Annotated in this window: 18 protein-coding genes; 10 read left to right on the top strand and 8 right to left on the bottom strand. The window is 63.9% G+C overall.

Annotation, left to right across the window (positions count from 1 at the left end):
* Positions 1-846 (top strand): fructosamine kinase family protein, encoded by an 846-nt coding sequence (locus DBZ32_RS11245; protein WP_119167252.1) that lies wholly within the window; start codon positions 1-3, stop codon positions 844-846.
* On the opposite strand, the gene polA is transcribed toward DBZ32_RS11245, so the two are convergent.
* Entirely contained in the window at positions 843-3,701 is a 2,859-nt protein-coding gene (polA, locus tag DBZ32_RS11240) for a DNA polymerase I (RefSeq protein WP_119167251.1), read from the bottom strand. The genes DBZ32_RS11245 and polA overlap by 4 nt on opposite strands.
* A gap of 81 nt (positions 3,702-3,782) precedes the next feature.
* On the opposite strand from polA, the gene DBZ32_RS11235 reads away from it, so the two are divergent.
* Entirely contained in the window at positions 3,783-4,166 is a 384-nt protein-coding gene (locus DBZ32_RS11235) for a bleomycin resistance protein (protein WP_119167250.1), read from the top strand.
* Positions 4,167-4,270: 104 nt separating this feature from the next.
* Here the strand turns inward: DBZ32_RS11235 and DBZ32_RS11230 are convergent, their stop codons facing one another.
* Positions 4,271-4,636 (bottom strand): helix-turn-helix domain-containing protein, encoded by a 366-nt coding sequence (locus DBZ32_RS11230; protein WP_119167249.1) that lies wholly within the window; start codon positions 4,634-4,636, stop codon positions 4,271-4,273.
* A gap of 313 nt (positions 4,637-4,949) precedes the next feature.
* Positions 4,950-5,315, bottom strand: coding sequence for a hypothetical protein (locus tag DBZ32_RS11225; RefSeq protein ID WP_119167248.1), 366 nt, complete (start codon positions 5,313-5,315; stop codon positions 4,950-4,952).
* A gap of 436 nt (positions 5,316-5,751) precedes the next feature.
* Between DBZ32_RS11225 and DBZ32_RS11220 the strand changes: the two genes are divergently transcribed.
* Positions 5,752-7,473 carry a putative bifunctional diguanylate cyclase/phosphodiesterase gene (locus DBZ32_RS11220; RefSeq protein WP_208539197.1) on the top strand — a complete coding sequence of 574 codons (1,722 nt, stop codon included), beginning with the start codon at positions 5,752-5,754 and terminating at the stop codon, positions 7,471-7,473.
* A gap of 55 nt (positions 7,474-7,528) precedes the next feature.
* Here DBZ32_RS11220 and phaR read toward each other — a convergent pair whose 3' ends face one another.
* Together phaR and DBZ32_RS22645 are read right to left on the bottom strand one after the other, a co-directional pair.
* Complete coding sequence (phaR, locus tag DBZ32_RS11215) at positions 7,529-8,188, bottom strand: polyhydroxyalkanoate synthesis repressor PhaR (protein ID WP_407923494.1); 660 nt, start codon at positions 8,186-8,188, stop codon at positions 7,529-7,531.
* Positions 8,189-8,512: 324 nt separating this feature from the next.
* Positions 8,513-8,644 (bottom strand): hypothetical protein, encoded by a 132-nt coding sequence (locus DBZ32_RS22645; RefSeq protein ID WP_268877942.1) that lies wholly within the window; start codon positions 8,642-8,644, stop codon positions 8,513-8,515.
* A gap of 71 nt (positions 8,645-8,715) precedes the next feature.
* Between DBZ32_RS22645 and DBZ32_RS11210 the strand changes: the two genes are divergently transcribed.
* The 4 genes from DBZ32_RS11210 (at position 8,716) to phbB (ending at position 13,054) form a co-directional block, all read left to right on the top strand.
* Positions 8,716-10,014 carry an alpha/beta fold hydrolase gene (locus DBZ32_RS11210; RefSeq protein ID WP_119167246.1) on the top strand — a complete coding sequence of 433 codons (1,299 nt, stop codon included), beginning with the start codon at positions 8,716-8,718 and terminating at the stop codon, positions 10,012-10,014.
* 179 nt (positions 10,015-10,193) lie between these two features.
* Positions 10,194-11,366 carry an acetyl-CoA C-acetyltransferase gene (locus tag DBZ32_RS11205; protein WP_119167245.1) on the top strand — a complete coding sequence of 391 codons (1,173 nt, stop codon included), beginning with the start codon at positions 10,194-10,196 and terminating at the stop codon, positions 11,364-11,366.
* 70 nt (positions 11,367-11,436) lie between these two features.
* Complete coding sequence (locus DBZ32_RS11200) at positions 11,437-12,171, top strand: GNAT family N-acetyltransferase (RefSeq protein ID WP_119167244.1); 735 nt, start codon at positions 11,437-11,439, stop codon at positions 12,169-12,171.
* 157 nt (positions 12,172-12,328) lie between these two features.
* Complete coding sequence (phbB, locus tag DBZ32_RS11195; RefSeq protein WP_119167243.1) at positions 12,329-13,054, top strand: acetoacetyl-CoA reductase; 726 nt, start codon at positions 12,329-12,331, stop codon at positions 13,052-13,054.
* A 99-nt stretch (positions 13,055-13,153) separates the two neighbouring features.
* Here the strand turns inward: phbB and DBZ32_RS11190 are convergent, their stop codons facing one another.
* Positions 13,154-14,059, bottom strand: coding sequence for a DMT family transporter (locus DBZ32_RS11190; RefSeq protein ID WP_162906722.1), 906 nt, complete (start codon positions 14,057-14,059; stop codon positions 13,154-13,156).
* A gap of 99 nt (positions 14,060-14,158) precedes the next feature.
* On the opposite strand from DBZ32_RS11190, the gene DBZ32_RS11185 reads away from it, so the two are divergent.
* Positions 14,159-15,037: a LysR substrate-binding domain-containing protein gene (locus tag DBZ32_RS11185; protein ID WP_119167757.1), complete on the top strand. Its 879-nt coding sequence runs from the start codon at positions 14,159-14,161 to the stop codon at positions 15,035-15,037.
* Positions 15,038-15,056: 19 nt separating this feature from the next.
* On the opposite strand, the gene DBZ32_RS11180 is transcribed toward DBZ32_RS11185, so the two are convergent.
* The gene (locus DBZ32_RS11180; protein ID WP_119167241.1) at positions 15,057-15,488 is read right to left on the bottom strand and encodes a GNAT family N-acetyltransferase; all 432 of its coding nucleotides are present in this window, start codon (positions 15,486-15,488) and stop codon (positions 15,057-15,059) included.
* Between the two features lie 359 nt (positions 15,489-15,847).
* On the opposite strand from DBZ32_RS11180, the gene DBZ32_RS11175 reads away from it, so the two are divergent.
* Both DBZ32_RS11175 and DBZ32_RS11170 read left to right on the top strand, forming a co-directional pair.
* Positions 15,848-16,795 (top strand): transporter, encoded by a 948-nt coding sequence (locus DBZ32_RS11175; protein ID WP_162906721.1) that lies wholly within the window; start codon positions 15,848-15,850, stop codon positions 16,793-16,795.
* 128 nt (positions 16,796-16,923) lie between these two features.
* Positions 16,924-17,298 (top strand): hypothetical protein, encoded by a 375-nt coding sequence (locus DBZ32_RS11170; protein ID WP_119167239.1) that lies wholly within the window; start codon positions 16,924-16,926, stop codon positions 17,296-17,298.
* 248 nt (positions 17,299-17,546) lie between these two features.
* Here DBZ32_RS11170 and DBZ32_RS11165 read toward each other — a convergent pair whose 3' ends face one another.
* On the bottom strand, positions 17,547-18,482 hold the full coding sequence (locus DBZ32_RS11165; RefSeq protein WP_119167238.1) for a LysR family transcriptional regulator: 936 nt from the start codon (positions 18,480-18,482) through the stop codon (positions 17,547-17,549).
* Positions 18,483-18,569: the final 87 nt, after the last annotated feature.

Below are 18,569 nucleotides of genomic sequence, written 5' to 3'. Positions count from 1 at the left end.
ATGACCTTGGCCGAAGCGGTCGAGGCGGCGCTTGGCGTCCGCCCCAGCTCGCTGCGTTCTCTGGGCGGCGGTTGCATCGCCGAGGTCGTCGCTCTCGACCTGCCGGACGGCCAGCGGCTGGTCGCCAAGCGCGGGGCATCCGGTCAGCCGGGTCTGGAGCTCGAGGCCTGGATGCTGGCCAAGCTGCGGGACCATCGCTTGCCCGTACCCGAGGTGATCCATGCCGGTAACGACCTGCTGATCATGACCCGGCTGGACGACGGCGGCCGCCTGGATGCCGCCGCGGAAACGCGCGCGGCCGAAGCGATGGCCGCCCTCCATGCCAACAGCGCCGAGGCCTTCGGGCTGGAGCGGGAGACTGTGATCGGCAGCCTGCCGCAGCCCAATCCCTGGAACGAGCGCTGGCTACCCTTCTTCGCCGAGCAGCGCTTGCGCGCCATGGCGCGCCTCGCTCACGAGCGAGGCCGTTTGCCGGCGGAAGACCGGACGAGTGTCGAGGATCTCGCGGGGCGGTTGGACCGCTACCTCGACGAACCGCAACAGCCGGCCTTGCTGCACGGCGACCTCTGGAGCGGCAACGTTCTGGTCGGCCGTGACGGCGCGGTCGGCTTCATCGATCCGGCGGTCTACTACGGCCACCCGGAAGTCGAGCTGGCCTTCACGACCCTCTTCGGCACCTTCGGCGAAGCCTTCTTCCGCCGCTACGCCGAGCTGGCGCCGTTGGAACCGGACTTCTTCGAGGCGCGCCGCGACCTCTACAATCTCTATCCCTTGCTGGTGCATGTCGCGCTCTTCGGCGGCGGCTACCTGCAGGGCGTTCGGCGCGTGCTGCGGCGCTTTCTTTAGTGCGCCTCGTCCCAGGTCTCGCCGAGGCCCACGTCGGCGACCAGGGGAACGGAGAGCTCCAGGGCCGGGGCGCAGGCACCCTCCATGACCTGCTTGACCAGGGTCGCCGTGTCTTCGATCTGGGCTTCGGGCACCTCGAACAGCAGTTCGTCGTGGACCTGCAGCAGCATGCGGGCCTCCAGCTTGGCTGTTTCGATCGCCGGCGCGATGCGGATCATGGCGCGCTTGATGATATCTGCGGCGCTGCCCTGGATCGGCGCGTTGATCGCCGCGCGCTCGCCGAAGCTGCGGCGCGCCGGGTTCTTGTCGTGGATGGTCGGCAGATGGATGCGGCGGCCGAAGAGGGTGGTGACCCAGCCGCGCTGCTTCGCCTCGGCCTTGGTGCGCTCCATGTAGTCCTGAATCTCGGGATAGCGCGCGAAGTAGGCGCCGATGTAGGCGCGGGCCTCTCCCTGGGGGATGCTCAGGTTCTGGGCCAGCCCGAAGGCCGAAATCCCGTAGATGATCCCGAAGTTGATCGCCTTGGCGCGGCGCCGGGTGGCCGGGTCCATCTCCTCCAGAGGCACGCCGAAAACCTGGCTGGCGGTCATGGCATGGATGTCGTGTCCGGCGGCGAAGGCTTCGCGCAGGGCGTCGACCCCGGCGATATGCGCGGTCAGGCGCAGTTCTATCTGGGAGTAGTCGACGGAGAGCAGCTTGTGTCCCGGCTCGGCGACGAAGGCACGGCGGATCTTGCGGCCCTCCTCGGTACGAATCGGAATGTTCTGCAGATTCGGATCGGTCGAGGAGAGACGGCCCGTCGAGGCGATTGCCTGGCCGAAAGAGGTGTGCACGCGCCCCGTATCCGGGTTGATCTGAGTCTGCAGCGCGTCGGTGTAGGTCGATTTGAGCTTGGCGATCTGCCGCCAGTCAAGCATGCGCGCGGGTAGGTCGTGACCCTGTGCCGCGAGCTGTTCCAGGATGTCGGCCCCGGTGGCGTAGGCGCCGGTCTTCCCTTTCTTGCCGCCCGGCAGGCCCAACTCGTCGAACAGGATCTCGCCGAGCTGCTTGGGGCTGCCGATGTTGAAGGACCGACCGGCGAGGCTGTGGATTTCCGTCTCCAGCTCGCCCATGCGCGTCGCGAAGTCGTTCGAAAGGCGCTTGAGCTGGGCCGTATCGACCTTGATGCCGGCCTCCTCCATGGCGACCAGAACCGGGACCAGCGGACGCTCCAGGGTCTCGTAGACGGTGGCGAGTTTGTCCGTGACGAGCCTTGGCCGGAACAGGGCGTGCAGCCGATAGGTGACGTCGGCATCCTCGGCCGCGTAGTCGGTGGCCCGCTCGAGCGGCACGCGATCGAAGGTGATCTGCGACTTGCCGCTGCCGCAGACCTCCTTGAAGGGGATCGGCGTATGATCGAGGTGCAACTTGGAGAGCTCATCCATGCCGTGGCCATGCAATCCGCCCTCCAGCACGTAGGACAGCAGCATGGTGTCGTCGAGCGGCGTCACCTTCAGGTCGTAGCGGTGCAGCACCTCCAGATCGTACTTCAGATTCTGCCCGATCTTCAGCACCGCGGGGTCGGCCAGCAGTGGGCGCAGAAGATCGAGAGCTTCTTCCAGCGGGATCTGTTCCGGTGCGGCGCCGGCCTCGAAGTCGAGGGATTCGCCGTCGCCACTGTCGCCCTTGTGGCTGAGCGGGATGTAGCAGGCCTCGCCCGGCGCTATGGCCAGCGAGACGCCGACCAGCCTGGCGCGCAGGGAGTCGAGTGAGTCCGTCTCGGTGTCGACGGCGACTCTGCCGGCCTCGGTGGCCCGCGCGACCCAGTCCCTCAAGGCCGCCGAGGTCTGCAGCGTCTCGTAGCCGGACCCCGGGGGCCGCTCGGCTGGGGGTGCAGCGGCTTGGGGGTTGGGTGTCGCCCCGACTTCCTTCGCGTCCGGTACCACTCCTTCCCCGCCGTTGGGGACCAGCTTGTCGGCCAGCCGGTTCAGAATGCTGCGGAACTCGTAGCGCTCCAGGAAGTCGCGCAAGGTCTCCGGGTCAGGCTCGCTGAGGCCGAAATCGACCAGATCGGCTGCAACCGGTACCTGCTGCTCCAGCGTTACCAGCCGCTTGGAGACGCGCGCCAGCTCGGCGTTTTCGATCAGCTTCTCGCGGCGCTTGGGTTGCTTGATCTCCTCGGCGCGCTCCAGCAGCGTCTCCAGGCTGCCGTAATCCTCGACCAACTGGGCCGCCGTCTTGATCCCGATCCCAGGCACGCCGGGTACGTTGTCGGTGGAATCGCCCGCCAGTGCCTGAACGTCGATCACCTTCTCCGGTGGCACACCGAACTTTTCGATCACCTCCGCGCGGCCGATCGCTTTGTCCTTCATGGGGTCGAGCATGTCGACTCCTTCGCCGACGAGCTGCATCAGATCCTTGTCGGAAGAAACGATGGTCACCCGCAGGCCCCGTTCGGCCGCTAGCCGCGCGTAGGTGGCGATCAGGTCGTCGGCCTCGTAGCCCTTCTGCTCCAGGCAGGGCAGGCCGAAGGCGCGGGTCGCTTCGCGGATCGCTGCGAACTGAGGAACCAGCTCCTCGGGCGGTTCGTCGCGGTTCGCCTTGTAGTCGGGGTAGATCTCGTTGCGGAAGGACTCGCCCGAATGGTCGAAGATCACCGCGAGGCCGTCCGCGTCGGTATCGCGCAGCAGCTTGATCAGCATGTTGGTGAAGCCGAAGACAGCGTTCGTATGAACGCCGTGGCTGGTCATGCGCGGTGGGATCGCGAAGAAGGCTCGGAAGATGTACCCCGAACCGTCGATCAGATAGAGATGCTTGTAGGGCGGCGCGCCGGCGGCTGAGTCTTTCGTGGGGTCGTTCGCAGGAGTCTCGATCATGCTTGGCAAGATGCCGCGAGGTCGTCGCGCTGTCGAGGCGCTTCGGCTAGTTTTGACGGCCTGCTTGAGAGGACCTACGTGATGACTGCTGTCGACCGTCCCGACTATCCCAACCCCGACTACGCCTGCCCCGTGCTGCCATCGCTGGATTTCGACGAGACGGAGGCCTGGTACAACAAACTGGGTTTCGCCAGGCTGGGGCGGTGGGAAGGCTACCTGATGCTTGGGCGCGGCCCGCTGGAGTTGCACTTCTGGGACTGCCAGGACCGGGCGATCTGCGAGGCGTCCGGTGCTTACCTGCAAGTCCGCGACGTGGATGCCTACGATGCGGCGTGGCGGGACCTGATTTCCGTTCCGGCCCGCATCGGGCCCTTGGAAGACAAGCCTTGGGGCATGCGGGAATTCCCCCTGTGGGACCCCCACGGCAATCTCTTTCGCGTCGGCACGCCAGTCCAGTCCGGGTGATTCATCGCCGGCGCCGGGGCGTGTCCGTGAAAGGTCGGAGCGGTCCTAAAAGGAATGGCAAGGGGGCTGGTGCAGGCTGCGTTTTCGACGCCGCCGCGTCCTATTTAGTCGTCTGCGATGGCCCTACAGAGTTGCGCGAAAGCTTCGCGGCAGCGGTCGTTCCGGATGCGCGTGAAGTTGCGGGCGACGTCCAGGCTCAGCCGCTGGCGGCCATTCGGTGTCGTTGCCGTCGGTGTGCCGGCCCCGTCGAAGAAGTAGTTGGCGTCAACACCGAGCACCTGAGACAGCATATGAAGGCGCGCGGCCGAGATGCGGTTGATGCCACGTTCGTACTTGTGTGCTTGCTGATAGGTCACACCGATCAAATCGGCCAACTGCTGTTGAGTAAGGCCCAGAAGCGTGCGGCGTTCGCGAATGCGGCGGCCGACGTGTTGTTCAATTTCCCGGTCGCTGACCTTGTCTCGATCCACGCGCTTTAACCAATAGTTTCAAATCAAAACGTCTCACACCTGGCGCGATATATTTTGTATTTTCTCGGATGCGAGAATCAATGAAAAAGCGGCTATTGCTTTGGATAAAAAATTTCAGCTTTGGGTATAACTATAAATTGGCGTACAAAATTACTCTATAGAATCGAGTTTTCGCACTGCTTTTTCTAAAGAAATTTACCCGGAAGATTTGTTTTTAGCAGGTATTTCGGGGTGGTTATATGGAATGTCTTATGAGTCGAGGACATCCCGGGACGTTGATCTGTCTGTCACCCGAGGTTGAATTCCTGCATGTCTAGATGTGAAAGCGAAAGATGATGGGGGCCTCACTGTAGAATTCCGGCTCTGCTCCTTGTCGTCGATAGGTGCGGCAAGCTTCGGCCGTGTAGCACCGGTCTGCCTGCCGCTCCGCGCCGCCGGTGCCAAAGCCGTTTCGTGCTGCCGGCTCCTGAGCTCCGTCCAGCGCGAGGGTCAGCAGCAAGACTGCGGATTGGTCTCGTGGTCGTGCCGTGACGGTGGCGGCCACCGGTTCGATGGCGCGCGCGCTCGTCGCTCCAGCGATCGAGGCGTCAGCCGCAACGCTGCCCTTGGCCGCGTTTACGCCAGCGCCGATTGCTGGAACTCTAGTTACCGTACTGCGCAGTGCCGGAACGCCGGCCATAACTCAACCCCATTTCTGGCGCATAGAATTCATCTGCATACGTCAGTTCGCGACCCTGCAGACCGTTAACATACACCTTAGAGTTAGGGTAAAAAAAGTATGAACAAGGGGTTTGATGCAATCAAAGACAAATTTTATCTACTAGAGGGATGATTAACCATGATTATTAGTACAATATTGGATCGTATAAGGTTGCATAATATGATAATATGCTCGAGTTAGTGGCGCGAACGTTGTAGAGGCGTACTCTACTTAGATGGCGCGTCAAGGTGACCGAAAGCAGAGATTTCACGCTTTCTTAAGCGCTAATACGGGATCCTGACGGTTGCCACCGGCCAGTCGGCGCTCGATGAAGAGGCGACGATCGGGCTGGTCGGAATGGCGTATTGAGGTAGGAGGGCGGGCCTTGCGGCGGTCAGCCAAAGTCGTAGAGGGCTTGTCAGATCTTGCGCGCTGGCGTTCCGCCGTCGAGGCGGCCGGCGACGTTGTCTATGAATGGGATCTGGTCGCCGATCACATCGTCTGGGGGGGCAAGGCAGCGGCCTTGTTCGCCGTCGACGAGTCGAATCTGCCGGTCGGCGGCGAAGCCTACCACGACCGGATTAATCCGGAAGACCTGCCGCGCCGGCTGCGCGCACTGACCGATCATCTTAGCAACGACGACCCGTTCGACTGCGAGTATCGGGTGCGCGACGACAGTGGTGACTACCAGTGGGTTCACGATCGGGGTGCCGTAGAACGCGGACCCAATGGGACGCCGGCGCGCTTGCTCGGAACCCTGCGCGGGGTGACGCAGCGCAAGCAGAATGAAAGCCGTTTGGAATATCTCGCGAACTTCGATGACTTGACCGGTCACTACAACAAGCTGCGCCTGCGCGAAGCCTTGGATCATGCTCTGGCCAACGCCTTGCGCTTTCAGCGCACGGGCGCCTTCGTCGTGGTGGGTGTCGACGCGCTCTATAAGATCAACACCGCCTACGGCTACGAGGTCGGCGACAAGGTCCTCGTCGAAGTCGGTCGCCGGCTCGACCGTTGTCTTCGCGCCGCCGACGTGATCGGCCGTCTCGGCGGTGATCGTTTCGGTATCGTATTGGCCTCCTGTCCTTCGGGCGAAGCCCAGGCGGCGGCGGAGCGCATCCTCCAGGCCGTGCGCCAGGGCCCGTTTCATACCCAGTCCGGCCCGGTTCACGTCGCGGTTTCCGCCGGTGTCGTCGTCTTCCCGCAGCAATCGAAGACAGCCGTAGACGTCATGACGAAAGGCGAAGGCGCCTTGTTGGCGGCCAAGACCGCAGGCCGCGACTGCGTTTCGGTTTATTGCCTGTCCGAGGCCCAGCGCGACGACTTCCGTGCATCCATGACGATCGGCGAAGAGGTCAAGCAGGCCTTGCGGGACGAGCGGCTGCTATTGGCTTTCCAGCCGGTGGTTGACGCCAAAAGCCATCACGTCAGTTGGTACGAGTGCCTGCTGCGAATGCGCGATCCGGCGGGCGAACTGGTGCCGGCCGGCGAGTTCATTCCGATCGTCGAGCAACTGGGCCTGATGCGGTCTATCGATCGCCATGTTCTCGATCTGGCCGTGGCGGACCTGATCGCCCACCCGAGTGTCACCCTGGCGATCAACATCTCGGGTTTGACGGCGGCCGACCGCTCCTGGTTGCGGGCCTTGGTCGGGCATCTGCGAGGCAGGCCCGATGTCGCACAGCGGCTGATCGTCGAGATCACGGAGACCGCCGCGCTGCACGACATCGAGGACTCCGCGCGGTTCGTCGCAACGGTGCGCGATCTCGGCTGCAAAGTCGCGATCGACGATTTCGGAGCCGGCTACACGACCTTTCGCCATCTCAAGGCACTCACGGTCGACATCGTTAAAATCGACGGCTCATTCATTCGCCATATTCGCGAGTCGTCGGAAAACCAGCTTTTCGTTCGCAACCTGCTGTCGTTGGCCCGCGCCTTCAACCTGGCGACAGTGGCGGAATGCGTCGAAGACGGCGATGCGGCCGATTATCTGTCGGAAGAAGGTCTGGATTTCCTGCAGGGCTGGCATTTCGGCAGGCCCGAACTTTCGCCGGCCTGGCGTAGCGGCCGACCGGCCGGGACCGAGGACTGGGAGCAAGCGGAAGGTAGTGCATTGCGTTACGTGCAGGCCGCGACCTGAGTCCCGGCATCGCTCCGATTAGCGATCCAATGTCCGCTTAACCGGCTTCGGTCGGCTACTTCTGATCTTCGCTGCCGGACAGACGGTCCAACTGCTGCTGCAGGCTGTTAACCTGCTGCTTGAGGGATTCGAGCTCTTCGATCTTTTCGCCGACAGTCTCGCCGTTGCCTTCGCCTGCGCCGTTGGGAAAGGGCGAGAACATCTTCATCGTACGCTGGAAGAGGGCGATATTCTGACGGCGCGCCTCTTCAATCTTCTCCATGTTGTCGCTCATGCTGCCGAGCGAGAACATGCCGCCCATAGACTTCTGCATGGCCTGGGCGACCTGCTCCTGGTTCGCTGCGAAGGCCTGCATCATCTGATCGAGATAGGTCGGGACCATGTACTGCATGCCGGCCCCGTAAAAGGAGATCAGCTGTCGCAGGAAGGAAATCGGCAACAGATTCTCGCCCTTGGACTCCTCCTCGACGATGATCTGCGTCAGGACGGGGCGCGTGATGTTCTCCCCCGTCTTCGCATCGTAGACTTCGAATTCCACGTCTTCCTTCACCATCTGGCACAGATGATCGAGGGTGACGTAACTGCTGGTCGCCGTGTTGTAGAGGCGCCGGTTGGCGTACTTCTTGATGGTGATGGGTTTCCCGCCACTGCCGCGTGCCGATGGTGCGGCGCGGCCCGCGCCTTCGCCGGCCTTCAAACTTTTGCTGTCGGTCACGTCGAGCTTGTCCTTGCTGCTGTGCTGTCGGCCCTGCCCGGTCGCTCGCCCCGTCTGCGGTCGTGACTCTTCGGAAACCAGTCCTCCACCGCCGGGCGAGTGTGCTGCGCTGCGGCAAGACCTGTCAATCTCTACGGCGACCGGCTCTGGCGATCGGCTCGGAAAGGGGCTCTGCGGCGACCGATGGCCCTACGGCGGCTGCGCCGCTGCGGGGCGAGCCCATGCTTGACCGGATTCCAAGCGCTCCCGATAGTGGGTCGGCATGAGCGAGGAGACCCCAGATCTCGATGCCCTGGCACGGCGAACGCTGGATCTGATGCAGGATCAGATCTCCGCGCTTGCCGCCGACCGCCAGTCGGCCGAACAGATGCAGCGCTGGCTGCAAACGGTTTTGCAGATCAGCGGACCGATGGCGGCTGCACAGGCCATGGCCGGCGCGATGAGCGCGAACGCCATGGCGGGTTGGGCTGGCTTGTGGCAACAGGGCCTCGCCGGAGCGGCTGCCGCAGGGGGAACGGAACGGAGCGATGGAGGCAGTCCGAGACCAGGACCCCGGTCGGAGCAGTCCGTACCGGACGGAGCCGCGCAGGCTGGGGCCGCGTCCCCTGCCGCTGCACCTGGCGATGGCGGGGCTCGCCTGGAGCGGTTGGAGACTCGCCTCGCTGAGCTCGAGGCCGCCTTGGCTCGGGCTACCGCCGGCCAGTCCGCCGGATCTGGCGCGGCGGGCCAGCGATCTGGAGCGAGACAGCGCAAGCGCAAAACCTGAAGCGCTCGCCGCCGCTCTGCAGCGCGAGGCCGTGCGGCGCGCGCATCGTCTGCTCGATGGAATCGAAGCCTACCGGCAGCACGTCTACAGACGCGATCTGCCGGAGCCGCCGGTTCTCTGGCGGGCCGGAACGACTCGCTTGCTCGACTACGGTGCCTGCGCCGAGGCAACGGTGCCGGACGGCCCGCCCATCCTGGTCGTGCCCTCGCTGATCAACCGCGCCTACATCCTCGATCTCTCCGCACGCATATCCTTGCTGCGCTGGCTCGCGGCGCAGGGGTTCCGGCCTCTGCTTGTCGATTGGGACGCGCCGGGTCCGATCGAGCGCGGCTTTTCTCTCACCGACTACGTCGCGGGGCGGTTGGAGCAGGCACTGGATGCGGCGCTGGCGGCCACCGGCCGCAGGCCTTTGCTCGCCGGCTACTGTATGGGCGGTACCCTGACCGCCGCTTTGGCCCAGCGCCGTCAGCGCGATCTGGCGGGTCTGATCCTTCTGGCCGCGCCATGGGATTTCCACGGCGACCAGCCGCAGGCCGCGCCGCTGGGCCTCGGCAGCCTGCTGTCCTTCGGTCCGGCGCTTGACGTCTTGGGCGAGTTGCCCGTCGACGCCATTCAAGCGCTTTTTGCCGCCGTCGATCCCCTGGGCGGCGTGCGCAAGTTCCTGGCCTTCGCCGGGTTGGATCACGAGAGCGGCAAAGCCGAAACCTTTGTTGCCCTGGAGGACTGGCTGAACGATGGCGTACCCTTGGCCTCATCGGTCGCGCGCGATTGTCTCGGCGGCTGGTACGGTGCCAATACGCCGGCGCTCGGCGCGTGGCGGATCGCGGGCCGGGCGGTGGATCCGTCAAAGCTCGGCTTGCCCAGCCTTTGCATGATTCCGGCGCAGGATCGGATCGTCCCGCCGGCTTCGGCCCGGGCACTGGGAAGCGCCATTCCGAACTGCGAGCTGCGTGAACCTGCGGTGGGCCACATCGGGATGGTCACCAGCGGCCGCGCGCGGGCATTGGTCTGGGAGCCGCTGGCGGCGTGGATGCGGACAAAGGCCGAGGCTGCGGCCTGAGCCTGCGCGAAACGCTGCCGTGACACGCCATCGGTTGCGCCGAAGGCGCTGCTCTTCTTAAATGCAGGACACAGGCTTTTACGGTGCAACACCGTAAGCCCAAGAAAGATAGCGACAGGCAGATGCAAGGGGCCGCGTCATCCGGCGTGCGCCGAACCTCACGGATCGGAGGATCTTCCATGAGCGACATCGTCATTGCGGGTGCGGCCCGCACCCCGGTCGGCGCCTTTAGCGGTGCGCTGTCAAGTGTACTCGCGTCCCATCTGGGCGCCGTGGCCATCAAGGAAGCTTTGCAGCGCGCAAAGGTGGAGCCGGGCGAGGTGGACGAGGCCATCGTCGGTCAGATCCTGACCGCCGGCGCCGGCCAGAATCCGGCGCGCCAGGCCGCCATGGAGGCGGGGCTGCCGCAGGAAAAGACGGCCTATAACATCAATCAGCTTTGCGGGTCCGGCCTGCGCGCCGTCGCGCTCGGTTACCAGGCGCTGCTCGCCGGCGACAGCGAGATCGTCGTGGCCGGCGGGCAGGAGTCCATGAGTCAGGCTCCGCACTGCGCGCATCTGCGCAATGGCCAGAAGATGGGCGACATGAAGTTCGTCGACACTATGATCAAGGACGGCCTCTGGGATGCCTTCAACGGCTATCACATGGGCAATACGGCAGAGAATGTCGCCCGCAAGTGGCAGCTCACCCGCGATGAGCAGGATGGCTTCGCGGCAAAGAGTCAGCAGAAGGCGGAAGCTGCGCAGAAAGCCGGCCGCTTCCAGGAGGAGATCGTTCCCGTTACCATCAAAACCCGCAAGGGCGATGTGACGGTCGAGAACGACGAGTACCCCAAGCACGGTACCACGACCGAGACGCTGGCCAGGCTGCGCCCGGCCTTCGACAAGGAAGGAACGGTGACCGCCGGTAACGCCAGCGGGATCAACGACGGTGCCGCCATGGCCGTGCTGATGAGCGAGGCCGAGGCCGTCAAGCGCGGCGTAACGCCCTTGGCCCGCATCGTCAGCTGGGCCACCTGCGGTGTCGACCCGGCGATCATGGGGACCGGCCCGATCCCCGCGAGCCGCAAGGCGCTGGAGAAAGCCGGTTGGTCGACCGAGGACTTGGATCTGGTCGAGGCCAACGAGGCCTTTGCAGCCCAGGCTCTGGCGGTCAACAAGGACCTCGGTTGGGATCCGGAGAAGGTCAACGTCAACGGCGGTGCCATCGCCCTCGGCCATCCGATCGGCGCGTCGGGCGCGCGTGTTCTGGTGACCCTGTTGCACGAGATGCAGAAGCGCGACGCCAAGAAAGGATTGGCCACGCTTTGTATCGGTGGCGGCATGGGTATTGCCATGTGCGTCGAGCGCTAAAGACCCTTCAGTCGGAGTTTGGGACGGGCCGCCGCCAGGCGGCCCGTTCTGCTTAAAGCGTCATGCGCCGATGAAACGAGAGATGATCACCCGTGCCGAAGCGCGGATGGCGGAGGGTTGGCCGGCGGCGGAGAGGCTCGTCTGCGACGGTTGGACCTGCCAGCTCGATGCGGGTGTGACCCGGCGGGCCAATTCCGTGCTGCCGCTGACATGGCAGGGCGGAGATCCCGAGGCCGCGATCACACGCGCCGAGACGCTTTACCGCGGCCGAGGCCTGCGGCCGATCTTCAAGATCAGTCCGGTCACCCAGCCAGCGGATCTGGACGCTCGCCTGGCGCAGCGCGGATATCGCGAAGAGGGTCAGGCTTTGGTTCTGGGCCGCCCGCTGGCCGGCGCCGAAGCCGAGCCGCAAAGGCCGGTACGTCTGGATCGGAATGCCACAAAAGTTTGGTCCGAGATCTGCCATGGCGGCGGGCCGGAACGCGCCGTGCGGGAGGCGATTGTCGGGCGTATCAGCCGGCCCTGCATCTTCGCGGTCGCCGAGGTCGGCGGCGAAGCCGCGGCGGCCGGCTTGGGCGTCGTCCTCGAGGATCTGCTGCTGATCACCGCCCTGGTCACCCGGCCCGCGCAGCGCCGCCGGGGCGCCGCCCGCGCAATCATCGCGGCGCTGGTGAGTGCTGCTGCCGAACGCGGCGTCCGGGACCTGATCCTGCAGGTGGAGGCGGACAACCCTCCGGCGCAGGCGCTCTACGCGGGTCTCGGCTGGTCCGAACTCTACGCCTATGCCTATCGCAGTCTGCTCTAGCCGGCGCGATGGCGTCCCGCTCTAAGCGTCTGCGAAGCTCACCATTGCAACGGTTGGTTCGTGCCGTCCGTCGTGTTTTTATGAGCGCGACGGCATCAGACCGTCCGGCGCTGCGTCCTGTGGCGCCCGACCTCGGAGGCGAATCAAGGAGACAAGCATGTCCGGACGTTTGGCATTGGTCACCGGCGGAACCCGCGGCATTGGGCGCGCGATCTGCGAAGCGCTGAAGAATGCCGGCTACCGTGTGGTCGCGAATTACGGCGGCAACGACGAAGCGGCGAAGACGTTTTCCGAAGAGACCGGAATCCCGGTCGCCAAATTCGACGTGTCCGACTTCGAGGCGGTCAAGGCGGCGGTGGAGGCGATCGTCGCCGACCACGGAGCGATCGAAGTGGTCGTCAATAATGCGGGCATCACCCGCGACGGCACGCTGCACAAGATGTCGGCGGACCAGTGGCAGGCGGTGATCGACACCAACCTGACCTCCTGTTTCAATCTCTCGCGCTGTGTCATCGATTCCATGCGGGGTCAGAACTTCGGACGGATCGTCAACATCGGCTCGATCAACGGTCAGGCGGGCCAATACGGCCAGGTCAACTATGCCGCTGCCAAGTCCGGCATTCACGGTTTCACCAAGGCACTGGCGCAGGAAGGCGCGGCCAAGGGCATCACGGTCAATGCCATCGCCCCCGGCTATGTGGAGACCGATATGGTACGCGCCGTACCTGCCAACGTGCTGGAGAAGATCGTCGCCAAGATCCCCGTCGGCCGACTTGGCCAACCTGAAGATATAGCGCGAGGCGTACTCTTCCTGGTCGGCGACGACGCCGGCTTCATCACCGGGGCCACCCTCTCGATCAACGGCGGCCAGCACATGTACTGAGCCAGCATACGGACTGAGGTCGCCGACTTGCCGGGGCAGCCAGCGTTCGGACCTCGCCGAGTGAGGCTCCCCGGCGGATCGTTTACCTACCGGGTTGGATCATTTGCGAGGGCGGGCAACCGCCAGGCCGGCGAGGAGGAGGAGACCGCCGGCCAGTTGGCCGAGCAACAAGGCCTCGCCGAAGACGGCCCAGGCCGCGGCCGTGGCGACCAAGGGCTGTAGTAGCAGTACCAGGGCCGAGTAGGCGACCGGGAGCTGCTTCAAGCCCCGCGCCACAAGTCCTTGGCCGAGGGCATGGCCGATCAGGCCCAAGGCGGCCACGGCCGCCCAGCCCCGAAGGCTGTCGGGCAGCAGCGGGTCTCCCATAACCAGAGCGATGGCGAGCAGCGCAGAAGCCGCCGCCGCCGAGGACCAGAACATGAGTGCGGCAGTGGTGAAGACTGCGCGTAGCCGCTTCAGCGTCAGCAGGTAGGCGGCGTAGAAACCGGCCGCGGCGACGGCTTGCAGATCACCGGTCAAACCGGTCTCCGCGCTGCGCGCACCGGCCATGCTGAGCCAGAGGGCGCCGCCGACCGCCAGCAGCATCCCGCCGAGATAGCGCAGGCTCGGCCGTTCCCCGAACAGCGCCCAGGCGCCGAGGCCGACCAGGATCGGAGCAAGGTTGACCAGAAGAGTCGCATTGGCCACCGAAGTGTTGGCCAAGGCGGCATGGAAGAAGCCCAGGTCGCCGGCGAAGAACAGTCCCGCAGCCACCAGCAACAGAAGGTCGATGAGCTTGGCCGGCCGGCGCTCCGCCGGGGCCGGCAGCAAGGCCATGAGCAGACAGAGGGCCAGGCTCGCGAAGGCCATGCGATGGAAGGCGGTCGGGATCGCGCCCAGCTCGCTGAGGCGCGCGAAGATCGGCGCGAAGCCGGTCATGGCGGCACCGAAGGCGACGGCGATCAGGGCCGCGGTTCCATCGGAAAGCGGTCGGCGGCCCCCGGCAAAGGCAAGTCTGAGGCTCATGGAGAAGCTCCCTGCTGGACCATTGCCGCAGGTTATGCCTTGGTAATTCATAACGAAAACGAATTGCTATGATTAACTTCATCAAGCATCATGATGGTTATGTCACGACCTCTCGATCTCGATTTGCTGCGTGCCTTCGTCGCCATTGCCGAGACCGGCAGCTTCACGCGCGCCGGGCAGGACCTGGGGCGCACCCAGTCGGCTGTTTCCATGCAGATCAAGCGGTTGGAAGACCAGCTCGAAAGCCGTCTGCTCGATCGTTCGCGCCGCAACGTCGCTGTTACGGGCGAGGGCCGGCTGCTGCTCGGCTACGCCAAGCGGTTGCTGCAGCTGAACGACGAGGCGGTGGCACAGCTTCTGAGGCCCGAGGTCGATGGCGCGGTCAAGCTGGGCACGCCGGACGACTATGCCACCTGTTTTCTGCCGGGGATTCTCGCCAGCTTCGCCCAGGCGGCGCCGCGTGTCCGCATCGATGTTGCCTGCGACGAGTCGCTCGACCTGATCGGCGAAGTGGAGGCTGGGCGCCTCGACCTGGCTCTTTTGACCCGCACGCCGGCCATGCGGGATGGCGAGGCCTTACGGCGCGAGCGGCTGGTCTGGTGCGCCAGCCCCGGCAGCCCGGCTCTGCGGGCGGAGCCCTTGCCGCTCGCGCTCTTCCCCGAGGGCTGCCTGTTCCGCCAACTGGTGGCACAGGCCTTCGATGCCGAGGGGCGTGACTGGCGGGTCGCCTATTCCAGCCCGAGTCTCACGGCGCTTGCCGCGGCCGTCTCGGCTGGGCTGGCGGTCACCGTCCTGGCCGAGTCGACCGTGCCGTCCGGTTTGCAGATCCTGGAAGCGGGTAGCGGACTGCCGCAGTTGCCGAGTGTCGAGATTGCGCTCTTCCGCCGGCCGGATACTCTGAGCACGGCGGCGCGTCTGCTCGCTCAGCACATTCGAGAAACCTTCGGCCGCGCCCAACCGGCATTGGCTGCGGCGTAACGCCGCCGTCTCCTGCGAATCAGCGATTGAGACTGATTTCCATATCGCGATGAGGGATGCCGGCGTCTTGGTAAACTGCTCCGATCTCATGGAAACCAAGCTTTCGGTAAAAGTCTAGAGCATGCGTTTGAGCGCCGAGCCGGATGATCGAAATTGCCTCGGTCCGTGAGATCACGTCGACAGCAAACTTAATGATGTCGGCTCCAATCCCTTTGCCGCGCCAGAGACGAGACACGCAGACACGTTGGATCTTCGCGACAGGCTCGAGATAGGTGATTCGCGCGGCTCCAACGGCTTCGCCGTTGCAACGGGCCAGTATGTGCAGGCAGCGATCGTCCAAACCATCCATCTCGTCGGCTTCCGCAATGCCCTGTTCATCGATGAAAACCTCACGCCGCAGTCGCAGGCAGTCGGCCTTTTCTGTCTCATCCTCGACAACGTCGATCTTCATCTTGGGCTCCGCTGAATTTGAGGTTATCGGGCCAGGGGAATTTGGGGCCCGGCCGTTTGTGAGGATATACCCCGAACGTCGGTTGCCCGAAGCGCCCGGTTATGGAGAGGGCGGCTCGTTGTTGCAACCTTTGCAAGGTGTGTTTCCACGCAGCGTCTTACCGCTTTCCGAAGCACGCTCCGCTAGTATCGGAGCATCTGCCTCTCGTCGCCTTCCGATCGGCGTATGGACGGCGTCTCTCACTAGAGGTGTGCGACAAAATGGCTTTCGGGGAAGCGTGACGTTTCTGCGGCAGATCAATGCTCTACCCCAGATAGATCGCTAGTGTGCCTTCTATTGCGATGCATAAGGAGGGAATGATGCCGCAAGGCCTGCTTCAGGGGATGAAAGGTGCGATTGCGCTCTCGACCCTGGCACTTACTGTCGGATTTGCCGGTCCACTGGCTGCCGAGGAGTCCGGTAGCAACTTTCTCGGTCTCGATCTCAACGGATCGCTTGGAGAAGGCCGTCATAGCCGCTACGTGCCGCCCCTGACCAACCCGATCTTCAACGAGACGCCCTATATCACGACCGAGGCACGCGGCTTCTACTTCTACCACGACATCCCCGACGACTTCGTCACCGGCGGCGGGCATGTGAATCTGGCCGCACTCCAGTTCAGGCTGGCGATCACGGAGCGACTGGGCTTCATCGCCACCAAGGACGGCTATGCCGACCTCAACTTCGATGAAGTTCTGCCGGACGAAGACGGCTTCGCGAACATCGCTCTTGGCTTCAAGTACGCCGTGATTTCCGATCCTGAGAACGAGGGTATTCTCACCGCAGGACTGCGCTATGAGATTCCCATTGCCGATCTGGAGACAGGCGGCATCGAGCTTCAGGGTAACGGCGACGGTTTCTTGAATCCCTTTATCACGGGTGCGCGCGCCTTCGGCGATCTCGGTCTGCAGGCCAGCCTCGGGGCGAACTTCGCGTTGGATCCGGACGAGGACACCTCCATCGTTCATTATTCACTGCATGCCGACTACGAGCTGCTGCCCGGCTTCTTTCCCATCGTCGAGCTCAACGGCTTTACGGCCTTCAACAATGCCGATCGTTTGACCGGCGCGCTTGGCGACCTCGACGGCGTGGATGTGCTCAACTTCGGCAGTGACGACCGCGGCACGACGGTGACGATCGGCGGTGGCGCCCGCTATCGGCTGAACGATCACTTGCAGTTCGGCTCAGGCGCCGAGATTCCCTTGACCGACAGGGACGACACGATCTTCGGCTACCGGCTGTACTTCGACGTCGTCGCATCGTTCTGATTACGTTTGAGACGCAAACGCTCACGGCATCGACCAGCCGGATCGTCGTGACAAGGTGAAGCCGCTTCGTAGCGAGTCGCTGCGGAGTGGCCTTCACGCCGGCGTCGAAACGCCCCAGACGGTCGGGGATGACGACCTTCATTCCATCACCTTGGCACGTAGCCGGAGATCGGGAGCGGTGCAGATGCCGGCGCGGCTATGGCGGCTCGTCGGGGTACTTCCACCTCCGTCCGGACAATGTCTTCCACCGCAGCGCGGAGGCCTCCTTCCGGGGCGGTGGGGATTACCAAGTTTACGAGGAGGACTACGACGCCTATGTCGCTGGGACCAGCAACCTGTCGGAAAGCGGGAACTGGCGCGTCGAGCAGACCGAAGACGGCACCATGGCCGGGCTCTTCGGGGGTGATGGAAACACCTGGGATTTCCTGTTGAGCGATATAAAGAACGGGCGCTGGCTGCGCGGAGATTTCAAGTATTTCTCGGAAATCGGCAGGGCGAACTGAAACTGACTTCGGTCGTCGTTTCTCGACCCAATGCGTTTCGTCACAGACTCTCGTCGCTGCGATAGCCGCTCGCAAGCAACTGCTATGGCGGGTCGGCGCGCGACCTGCGGCGAGGGACCGTTCACAGGTGATCGAGATGCGGGATATGTCTCGGTTGTCGCTATAGGACAGCAGCAAGCTCGAAGCTGGTTCCGGTGTCACCACTCTTTCAGATTGCGCGCTTCGCTTCCAACTAACCGGACCTATGTTCAGGAGTTGACGGTCGAACCGCGGAGGGGCGCCAGCTCGTCTCCGTGAGCAAAGTTGTATTTGAGAAAATCGACGAACACCCTGACGCGGGGAATGGACAGCCGTCCGGGCGAAACCAGAGCGGTTATGGGTTGCGGGTCGTCGTCGTGGCAATCGGCAAGCAAGGGAACGAGCCGCCCCGATGCCAAGGCTTCGGTGCCGAGGAAATCGCCCAACCGGATGATCCCGACACCCGCGATCGCCGCCTGAAGCAAGGCGTCCGCACTGTCCGAAGTTACCGCTCCCCTCACGGCGATCTCGATCCGGCGGCTGTTCTCGTACAATGGCCAAAGTGTCTGTCGAGAGAACCCTGTCAGCAGCAGGCAGTCATGGTCCAACAGATCACGAGCGCTGCGAGGCGTTCCGCGAGCCGCGAGGTAGTCGGGGCTGGCGGCGATGACCCGCTTCACGGTTCCAAGCCGGATCGCGATGAGATCGCTATCCGCCAGAGGGCCGACGCGCACCGTGACGTCGATCTGTTCGGCAACGGGGTCGATGCGCCGGTCGCTGACGGAGATATCGACCGTGATCTCGGGATACCTCTCCAGCAGAAGCGGCAGGAGCGGCGCAAGCTTGTGATGGGCGAAGGCGGTTCCGCAGTTGACACGCAGATGTCCGCGCGGACGGCCCATGACTTTGGACACGTCCGCTTCGGCGGCCTCCACGACCTCCAGAATGTTCCTGGCATAGACCGCGAAGGTTTCGCCTTCTGGCGTCAAGGCCAGCCGCCGGGTGGAGCGGTACAGCAGCTTTACGCCAAGGCTGTCTTCCAGTCGCGAGATGATGCGGGACACACCCGATGACGTGAATCCCGTTTCCTTCGCAACGGCCGCGAAGGTGCCAAGCTCCAGAGTTCGGACGAAGATGGCGATCTCGGGCACCAGTGGCTGCTTCATTCGTGACAATCCAGCAAGATAGATTGCTGATTCAGCGGTTTTTCGCCAGGTGAGTCCATAATACTGGATGGAGACTGTCTCTCACAG

This window comes from Algihabitans albus, from assembly GCF_003572205.1.
Lineage (GTDB): Bacteria > Pseudomonadota > Alphaproteobacteria > Kiloniellales > DSM-21159 > Algihabitans > Algihabitans albus.
Note: the sequence above shows the minus strand (reverse complement) of the source record. Positions and strands in the feature narration are given on the sequence as shown.